Genomic DNA, 3,147 nt, shown 5'->3' with positions numbered 1-3,147 from the left:
ATTGGATAAACACTCTTGAAGACGTTCATTGACATGCTGATGAAAGAGTAGAAGTAGTTTCAAGTCCGCACAGAGGATTTGGAATGAAAAATAGAAAAGAAAGTAAGTAGTGGGTGTTCTTGAAGAAAGAACATTTCATACGAGCGAGCACATAGGTAAAAATTCCTAAGATTAAAGGAGATCCTCACTTTTGAATAGAGAGATGAGGAGTCGTTAAAAGAAGTAATCAAGGGCGTATGGGGAATGCCTAGGCTCTCAGAGGCGAAGAAGGACGTGATAAGCTGCGATAAGCTACGGGGATCCGCAAATAGGAATTGATCCGTAGATTTCCGAATGGGGCAACCCAGTGCATTGAAGATGCATTACTGTAGCAATACAGAGCAAACCCAGGGAACTGAAACATCTAAGTACCTGGAGGAGGAGAAAACAATTTAGTGATTGCGCAAGTAGTGGCGAGCGAACGCGCAAGAGCCCAAACCTGACTAGTTACGGCTAGTTAGGGGTTATAGGACCTTAACATCGACTACACAATGAATTTGAACTGCATGGGAAGGCAGGCCAAAGAGGGTGAGAGCCCCGTAAGAGTAAAGTTGTGTTACGTAGAGGTATCCTGAGTAGGGCGGGGTTGGAGACGCCCCGTTTGAAATTGCCAGCACCATCTGGTAAGGCTAAATACTCCTGAGAGACCGATAGTGGACCAGTACTGTGAAGGAAAGGTGAAAAGTACTCCGAACAGGAGGGTGAAATAGAACCTGAAACCATACGCTTACAAGCGGTCGGAGCTGGGTAATCCAGTGACGGCGTGCCTTTTGCATAATGAGCCTACGAGTTACTGTCACTGGCGAGGTTAAGGGTCTGAAGATCCGCAGCCGAAGCGAAAGCGAGTCTGAAAAGGGCGCTTAGTCAGTGGGAGTAGACGCGAAACTTTGTGATCTACCCTTGGTCAGGATGAAGTTCCGGTAACACGGGATGGAGGTCCGAACTAGTAAACGTTGAAAAGTTTTTGGATGAACTGAGGGTAGGGGTGAAAGGCTAATCAAACTGAGAAATAGCTCGTACTCCCCGAAATGCTTTTAGGAGCAGTGTGGAGGTAGAGTTTAGTACAGGTAGAGCTACCAATAGGACTAGGGGGAGTCACATCCTACCAAATCCTGATGAACTCCGAATGGTACTAAATATACTCTGCAATGAGGGCATGGGTGCTAAGGTCCGTGTCCGAGAGGGAAAGAACCCAGACCTACAGCTAAGGTCCCAAAATCTATACTAAGTTGAACTAAGGCGGTTCAGTTGCAGAGACAGCCAGGATGTTTGCTTGGAAGCAGCAATTCATTTAAAGAGTGCGTAACAGCTCACTGGTCGAGCGACAGAGCATCGATAATAATCGGGCATCAAGTATAGTACCGAAGCTTAGGATTCGTAGCAATACGAGTGGTAGGGGAGCATTCTAACAGCGGCGAAGCTATCTGGTAATGGATGGTGGAGCAGTTAGAAAAGCAAATGTAGGCATAAGTAACGATAAGGCAGGTGAGAACCCTGCCCACCGATAGACTAAGGGTTCCGCGGCAATGCTAATCAACCGCGGGTAAGCCGGGACCTAAGGCGAAGCCGAAAGGCGAAGTTGATGGACGATGGGTTAATATTCCCATGCTGGCTTAATGAGCGATGGAGAGAAGGAGTAGTGACAGTTCCGCGCCCAGACGAAATAGGGCGTTAAAAGGTGTAGGTATAGGCTTCGTAGTTAAATGCGCGAGGCTTGCTGAAACCCAACAGTACCTGGAGGCTTCGGCCGAAGGGATAGAGGACGTAAACAGACTTCCGAGAAAATCTTCTAAGCGTTAATCATTAAGCTACCCGTACCGCAAACCGACACAGGTAGTCAAGGAGAGAATCCTGAGGTGCTCGAGTGAATCATGGCTAAGGAACTAGGCAAATTAACCCTGTAACTTCGGGAAAAGGGGTGCCTCCTCTAGCGATAGAGAGGTCGCAGCGAAAAGGCCCAGGCGACTGTTTAACAAAAACACATGGCTATGCGAAATCGCAAGATTATGTATATGGCCTGACACCTGCCCGGTGCTGGAAGGTTAAGGGGGGACGTTAGTCGCAAGGCGAAGCGTTGAACTGAAGCCCCAGTAAACGGCGGCCGTAACTATAACGGTCCTAAGGTAGCGAAATTCCTTGTCGGGTAAGTTCCGACCTGCACGAATGGTGTAACGATCTGGGCACTGTCTCAGCCATGAGCTCGGTGAAATTGTAGTCACGGTGAAGATGCCGTGTACCCGTCACGGGACGGAAAGACCCCATGAACCTTTACTATAGCTTCGCATTGACATTGGGTAGATGATGTGTAGGATAGGTGGGAGGCGTCGATCCTGGGCCGCTAGGTTCAGGGGAGTCAACGGTGAAATACCACCCTTTATCTATCTGATGTCTAATCCCTGATAAGGGGAGACAGTGCGTGGTGGGTAGTTTGACTGGGGTGGTCGCCTCCGAAAGTGTATCGGAGGCTTTCAAAGGTATGCTCAGTACGCTTGGTAACCGTACGTGGAGTGCAATAGCAAAAGCATGCTTGACTGTGAGACTGACAAGTCGATCAGGGACGAAAGTTGGATATAGTGATCCGGTGGTTCTGCATGGAAGGGCCATCGCTCAAAGGATAAAAGGTACTCTGGGGATAACAGGCTGATCTCCCCCAAGAGCTCACATCGACGGGGAGGTTTGGCACCTCGATGTCGGCTCGTCACATCCTGGGGCTGGAGAAGGTCCCAAGGGTTAGGCTGTTCGCCTATTAAAGTGGCACGCGAGCTGGGTTCAGAACGTCGTGAGACAGTTCGGTCCCTATCTGTGATGGGCGTAGGAAGTTTGAGAGGCTCTGACCTTAGTACGAGAGGACCGGGTTGGACTAACCGCTGGTGTACCGGTTGTGGCGTCAGCTGCATCGCCGGGTATCTACGTTGGGACGGGATAAGCGCTGAAAGCATCTAAGCGCGAAACCCACCTCAAGATGAGACTTCCATTAAGGGACGTCAGAGATGATGACGTTGATAGGCTGCAGGTGTAAAGGCAGAAATGTCAAAGCTGAGCAGTACTAATTACCCGAACGCTTCGAACCCCCTGAATCTTCATCGAAGATTCTGTCCCCCTGAAAAG

Annotated in this window: 1 rRNA gene; it reads left to right on the top strand. The window is 49.4% G+C overall.

What is annotated here, in order from left to right:
• Positions 1-216 precede the first annotated feature (216 nt).
• Positions 217-3,109: ribosomal RNA gene (locus KK083_RS32185) — 23S ribosomal RNA — on the top strand.
• Positions 3,110-3,147 lie beyond the last annotated feature (38 nt).

It is taken from the genome of Chryseosolibacter histidinae (assembly GCF_018598225.1).
In the GTDB taxonomy this organism is placed as follows: domain Bacteria; phylum Bacteroidota; class Bacteroidia; order Cytophagales; family Cyclobacteriaceae; genus Chryseosolibacter; species Chryseosolibacter histidini.
Note: the sequence above shows the minus strand (reverse complement) of the source record. Positions and strands in the feature narration are given on the sequence as shown.